Raw genomic sequence first — 6,528 nt, forward strand, 5'->3', positions numbered from 1 at the left:
CACCCACCAGCACCACCCTGTGGGCTGCGAGATCGACTGACCGACAGCTAGAAGAAACTGGCTCTAGAACTGCCTGGACCGGCTATCGGGGACCTGCCAGACAACTGGCCGTTTTACATCGGTTTTGCGTTGTTTGTGTTGTTCTGCGTCTGGATCGCCTTGTCGATGTTCGCGACTGTCGACGTCATCAGTCGTCACATCGGGCCGCGTCGCAGTGCGACGTGGGGTGGGTCGGCGTCGTGTGGCTTGTTCCGATCATCGGCGCGGCCGCCTGGCGCCTTTCACGCCGCCGCTCGCAGGACGCTTATGTCAACTCGAACCCGAATTGATATTTCGCTCAGTCGATTTGAACTGGGAACGAGACGTGTTGAAGTAGGACGAGTAGCAACCGGCGTTCGACTTCAGCAACCAGAGCACATCGGAAAGGTTCCCGACCGACCTAGTCAGACGGGTGGCATCGATGTCCAAGGCGCTTGTTCAACGGCCCTGTAGATCGCGAGCGGCACCACGCCTATCGCAGGCCAACTTGGTGCAGCGACAAACCCAGTGCTCGTCAACATGCCGCCGAATGCGCCGGTGAGCTCATCGAGAGCCGATCGATCAATTCCTGAGTCTCCACTTTGGAGTAACCGGTCGACCTGCGGCTTGATCTGGGCGATGACCTGCTCAGGAGTGAACCTCTCACGTTCCGTCGGAACCGCCGCTACCTGCATGAGGGTGGTCAGTTCAGTGGGTTCCGAGCCCACCTGCGATAGGAGTAACTCGCGCCGCATAGGGCCGAACTCATGCTCGTGAGGAATTTCCCCGACAAAGCCCACTTCGTAATCATCCGGGTTAGCAGTACGGACTGACACCGTGATGGAGTCCCCATACAGCGCTTCTAGGGCGTCAAGCACCTGCTCTAGCTCGCCTGGTTCGTCTGACAACGCATCATTAAGTCGGCGGAACGCACCTGCGATGCTCGCGATGTCACTCATCTGAGTCGGCGCGGTTACGCGCAGTAGCATTCCTGGCCGCGCTCGATCACGCACCTTCCCGCGGAGCCAGAACTTACGTGCCGACATTTTGTCTGACACGTCCGCAAGCAGGCCTAACGCCTCTGCCGACTCCTCAAGTTGCGACACATGGAGGTCAGCGAGAGCGAGCGTCTGAGCGCTGTTCTCACCTACGTCCTTACCGACGGCCGCCACTCGACGAAGGCCCAAATCGATCCTGCGAGAACGCGTCTTTGTCTCACTTCGCTCCTCGGGGAGCCCATCTATGAGCTGAGCAAGCAAACTTCCGACCCGAGTGCGATCGATGTAGAGGTAATCCCTGATATCCAGCTCGGATGACTCAGGAAGACTGTTAGGGCTCATATCAGTCTCCTCGGAGGTAGTGCGTCCATTGTGGTCGACTTCGGTGAAACACTACCGGTTTCAGATGCTGATGGCTGCACCGCGCGCTGGCATCGTTACAGCCCTGAAGGGACATCGGGAGTGCATCTCGAATCGTTACCACCACCCGCCTGCGGGCGGGCGCACTCGCTGACGTTGACGAGTGGATAGGGGCCCAATCAACGTCTCACAGGGCCAGCTAGGACGACAACCGAGACGGCAACCTTCGCACCCCAAAGTGCCGGGTATCACGCGAAAGGCAACTCAACGAGGCCAGGCTGACATACCAATACCACTGCTATCCAACCAGTCCCTATGTATTAGGGTCCATAAAGCCACGAAGAAACATAAGTTGGGCGTCTACGTTTCAGCCGCCGCCTCCCATTAATCACACTCGGAACAAAGAAACCAATCTTCTGCTTGTGCATCTCTTTCCATGAGTTTTCATTGTCCCATTTATTGGGGCGACACCAGCGATTGTGACGGAACTCGTACGCCAGCAACCAATCTTTGCTGCTAAGAGCACCATCGCACTCGGCCCGTCGCACGGCTTTATCGAATGAAACACTCCGCTGAAGTGACTTAGAGGTGTCTACGATATCACGTAGAAGAATCAATGTGCAGTTGTCCTCCATATCCGCGACCAGACATGCCGCTTCTGTATAAAGTTCCATTTTCAAGCTTCGGATAATGTGCAGAATCCAACTGGTCTCGAATCCATGACCAAGCCTGGCATGAAAGCACAGAATTGAATTCAGAACTTCAGAAACTCGCTCTTTGTTAAGTGGAAGACCATGATGATAGGCGAATTCTAACACAGCAAAAACATTAGGAAGAGTGCTGGACTCAATACTCGTGGACGAAAGTATGAGATCGCGAAATATCGGCCAGCTCTCCTTCCCGCCAGGGAAGGGGTTGCATCGCAGTAGGGCATAGTTTAGTACGCCTTGAGTAGGGTTCAGCCGCCTTTGGTTGAACGCGACATCAAACAGATCTACGATATCTGACGCCATACTCGAGTCTCTGTCGTCTCGATACCGATGATTACGAAGTGCTCTAACCCAATCCGGCTCTGAGAATAGTAGTCCGTCCTCAATCCTGACCTTCGTCGGGTTCAAGGCGAGCTCATAGCTAAGTAACAACATCTGGTACTCAGCTAGCAGATCCTCGGCCTCGCCCGTTGAAGTCGCATAGACTGTCATATCATCCGAGATCCTGGCCGAGCGACGAATTGCCTCCGGGAACTTCGCACCGAGCGCAGTATCGATCCGCGCCATTAGCACCTCCGAGGCCAACCACGACGTGTCGGGCCCTACTGATAATCCAATCGTTTGTCCATTCCGAGCGTTGCGGACCAGTTTATCCAAATCGGGACCAAGTCCAGACGCATGAATGTTTGCTTTCGCGACGCCTCGCCCGCGAACACTCCAATCTATTGCGTGGGTGTAGATAGACGAGTAGAATTGACTAATATCAGTCTTCAGTGTCACTCTTCCCGCCGGCATTCGCGCTATCAATTCCCTGTTCCAGCGGCCCCGTGGGACTCGGTATTGAAGCGACCTCTCATGATCTCGACTACCTAGAAGTGGCCTAGTCAGCGATATCTGACTCCTGGCCGTTAGATTTCTCAATGTTACCCAGTGTTTAGAGCAAAGCTCGACAATATGGCGCTGGCTATGCGGGTTCGGAATTTCAATAGTTCTTCGAACGCCTCCAGCCCGAGCGATACTAAATCGAACCGGCTCCGTCCAGGAATTCTTGCCATGTGTAGTGGTTTTGGATATGGATCCCACGCGACTCGCGAAGTTTGCCGGTGAGAACGAGGGTGGAATTTCCTTTGGGAAATACCCACGTCCTAGGGAGGTCTCGATGTCCAAAGTCGACCTTTCACTCAAGAGATTCGAATCCGGGGTGGGAGAGCTGCGCTAGACTAGCCGCCTGCGTCGACTATTGATACATACCGAGCATAGGTCGCAGCAGAGGCCACGGCATGCCGTTCGATGGTAGCGGGGGAGTAGCCGAGAGTGTCGGCGAGTATCGCTGCTGGTGCAAGTTTGGTGAGTTCATGGAGGGTGCCAAGCCGAGCGGCGCGGGTGCTGAACGCCGCCTTCAGCCGGTTCCGTAGGTGAGCCGGATTGATGTGTTGGCCTGGGACGTAGCCGCGGAATACCCAATTAGTGGCCGGGTGCGCGGCGGTATTCGCGAGGTCGCGTTCTCCGGCGAGGTAGCGGAATGGCTCGTCGAGCGGGACTGGCAGGGCTATGGCGATGTCGCCGAGTGTGACGGTCACGAGGTCATCTGAGACTATGACGTGGTCCCAAGTGAGTTTGACGACGCGGTCAATCTGCTGGCCGAAGACGAGCACTAAGATCGCTGCAGCTCTGTCACGCGGATTCAGCTCCAGTTGATTCGATGTAATGCCGTCGACGGCGTCTTGTTGGTCCTCGACGCTCATCTTCGGGCTGCCACGCCGGTGGGGTGTCATCGTGAGGTCCGCAGCGACCAGTTTGGTCTTGATAGCCCATGCTAGGAAGCGGATGGCGAACTCGCGTGTGCTCGGTCCTTCGGCCTGCCATGCGTCCAGATGGGATTGGGACAAGTCAAGGATCGAGGTATCTCTGGTGGTAAGCCAGTTCAGGAATTCGATTGTGACGGTGACGGTTTGCTTGGATCGCAGGAACGTTCCGTGTGTCACCGACTCCATGGAATGCATCTGCCGTAGGTGATGCCATCGAATGTAGCGGTTGGCGACGTCGCGGTGTTCTGGCGATTCGATCCGGTCGAGTGCTTCGTCTGACCAATCGATGTAGCGGTGGAGCAGTCCGCCTCTGGGCGGCAGGATCTGGTGGGTGATCAGGAGTTCTCGAACGTAGTCTCGGGTGCGTGATCGGGGGAGTTCGTCGACCGCGTCGTGGGTGACGAGGGGCGTGCGGGCTAGTTCGCTGAGGAACGCCGTGACGTGCTTCTGTTTGATCCAGGTCAGGCCGCTGTTGGCTCGTTTCATCGATTTAAGTGCGGCTGCAAAGGGTTTTAACTCCTCGTTGATGACGCCAGTCTCGGGATTGGTCAGCAACCGGTCGACAGTCGTTCCCAGGACGCATCGCCAGCATCGGCCTTGGGCGTACAGTTCTTCCTCGGCGCCGCAGTCGCCGCAGTCGACGTTGAGTTTGATCCCGGCGCATTTTCGGCACGCCGGTTGGCCGTTGATGATTCCCGGCAACACTCCCTCGTGACCGCACGCGCACACGCCTCGCGTTCGTTTGGCTGCTTGGTAGCAGTAGCCGCACACCCCGAGACCCTGCCAGGCGGCGACACATTCGCGGTGCTCGCCGCAGCGGTCGCACGGGACTTCCCACCGTTGTGGGTCCTCGGGTTTACGTGGTCGTGCCATCGTCACCATCGCTGCGGACGACTCGGATGCGGCGGGCGACGGAGCGCTTCTCACCGAGGCCGAGGTCGGCCGGATTCGCCGGCGCGTCGGCGGTGGCCGCTGCGCGGATCTCAACGTACGGTTCGAACAGATCGTTGGGTGTGCAGTCGAGGATGTCGCACAGCGCAGCGAAGGTGCGGGCAGGGATCCGCTCAGGCGTACCGGTCACCAATCGATGCACCTGTGCATTCGAGAGGTTGATGCCGCGGGACTTCAGCAACGGGATGAGTTCGGTTGTCTTCCACAGGTTGTGGTCAGCCATCCGCTGGCGCAGATTCCAGTGGTACCCGATTCGGCGTTGCTCGCTCACGTGTCTTTCCTAGAATTTCTTTCGTCACGTGTGACGATTCGTTGCTGGATCATCCGCTGGATGACCTTTTGTTTGAAGTCTGCCGAGACCGAGGTGTAGAGCGCGGTGGTGGATGAGTAGGCGTGACCGACTTGCTGCTGGACGAACATTGGGTCGTATCCGGCTTCCAGGAGGTGAGTGACGTAGGAGTGGCGCAGGCAGTGCATCTTCAACTCTGTCGGCAGTCCGGCGAGTTCGCGGACCGTGGTGAACGTGCGATTGAAGTTGCGGATGCCCGTGGCGCCGGCGCGTTCGGACGGCCACAATGATGCCGAGCGGTCGGCTGTGGCGAACTGCTCGCGTCCTTGTGGCGAGAGCCAATGGTCGAGAAGGTCGACTACCCAGTCGAATTCGGGCACGGTAAGGACAGTGCGTCGCCGTGGTCCTGAGCCCGACATGCCTTTGGCATAGCGGACCTGGACAGCGCCATAGCTGCCGTACTTGTCGACGTGCGGGTTTGGGCCGAAGTCGTGGTAGTCGAGCATGGCAAGCTCTCTGCGCCGCAGACCGTAGGCATAGCACACCTTGAACGCGGTGGAGTCTCGCATCAGTGGGAGCCAGCGCTTCGATCCCTTGGCGAACTCGCGGTCGACGAGGTCGTCGCAGACATCGAAGAACGTCTGCAACTCGGCTTGGGTGAAGCTACGCCGGTCAGCCGGTATGGCGTCATCGGTCTTGTGACGCGGGGTGTTCCACTCGAAAACGACTTGGGCGGGAACGTCATCAAATGCGTTGCTGCAGAAGGCAGCCCACCCGTACCTTTCGTCAGTGACGTAATAGCAGAAGGCCCTGATCGTGCCGGCGTTCGCGCGCAGCGTCGACACTGAGACGGCTTTTGATCCGGTTCGTCGATCAGCCAGGAACTCATCGACATGGATCGACTGCCAGGCCCACGGGTACTCGTTGGAGTGCTCTTGGAAGCGAGACACCAGGCTGCACGACGATTGGATGAATGGCACACCGAGTCCACGAGCCAGCATTTGCGCTCGCCAGCCATCCAGCATCGCCTCGAAAACGCGGTCCTCGGGCCGCAGTAGACCGACGACGCCGCTCGACAGAAAGTCTGGTAGCCGACCCGGAACACTCTGCATGTACGCAAGTGTAGCGCGAGAATCTCTCATCTGTTTGCATAAACCGCTGCTGATCTGCATGTTGGGTTACCAGGTCACCGCGGCCTACGAACTCGACTGCGGTAGCGGCCAGCAGTTTTGCTCGAGATCCACTAGGACGAGTTCTCTCATCTGTTTGAACTCGTCTCCTTTATTCGCCGATAACCTACGTTATGACATAATTCCCGCTAGTGTTCTGAGTCATTAATTCGTGTGCAGTAGTGGGCGATGGAGTCGAGGATCTGGTCAGCGGTCTTGACCCAC

5 protein-coding genes are annotated in these 6,528 nt (G+C 57.6%); all 5 read right to left on the reverse strand.

The genetic code is table 11. From position 1 onward, the window contains the following. Window positions 1-443 precede the first annotated feature (443 nt). Entirely contained in the window at window positions 444-977 is a 534-nt protein-coding gene (locus tag B1818_RS24635; protein ID WP_254859883.1) for a hypothetical protein, read from the reverse strand. A 719-nt stretch (window positions 978-1,696) separates the two neighbouring features. Further along, a complete protein-coding gene (locus tag B1818_RS24095) occupies window positions 1,697-2,653 on the reverse strand; it encodes a hypothetical protein (protein ID WP_139363090.1) in 957 nt (318 codons plus the stop codon). Window positions 2,654-3,306: 653 nt separating this feature from the next. Beyond that, complete coding sequence (locus B1818_RS23640) at window positions 3,307-4,599, reverse strand: Fis family transcriptional regulator (RefSeq protein ID WP_254859884.1); 1,293 nt, start codon at window positions 4,597-4,599, stop codon at window positions 3,307-3,309. A gap of 151 nt (window positions 4,600-4,750) precedes the next feature. Further along, a complete protein-coding gene (locus B1818_RS23645; RefSeq protein WP_078114162.1) occupies window positions 4,751-5,116 on the reverse strand; it encodes a helix-turn-helix transcriptional regulator in 366 nt (121 codons plus the stop codon). Then, a complete protein-coding gene (locus B1818_RS23650) occupies window positions 5,113-6,246 on the reverse strand; it encodes a tyrosine-type recombinase/integrase (RefSeq protein ID WP_176455988.1) in 1,134 nt (377 codons plus the stop codon). The genes B1818_RS23645 and B1818_RS23650 overlap by 4 nt, the downstream gene beginning before the upstream one ends. Window positions 6,247-6,528: the final 282 nt, after the last annotated feature.

The sequence above is a fragment of the Gordonia sp. IITR100 genome (assembly GCF_002009645.1).
GTDB lineage: Bacteria > Actinomycetota > Actinomycetes > Mycobacteriales > Mycobacteriaceae > Gordonia > Gordonia hongkongensis.

Bases quoted from the DNA above. Each gene is read 5' to 3' on its own strand.
- B1818_RS24635 (WP_254859883.1), bottom strand. From the start codon at position 977: ATGAGTGACATCGCGAGCATCGCAGGTGCGTTCCGCCGACTTAATGAT.
- B1818_RS24095 (WP_139363090.1), bottom strand. From the start codon at position 2,653: ATGGCGCGGATCGATACTGCGCTCGGTGCGAAGTTCCCGGAGGCAATT.
- B1818_RS23650 (WP_176455988.1), bottom strand. From the start codon at position 6,246: ATGCAGAGTGTTCCGGGTCGGCTACCAGACTTTCTGTCGAGCGGCGTC.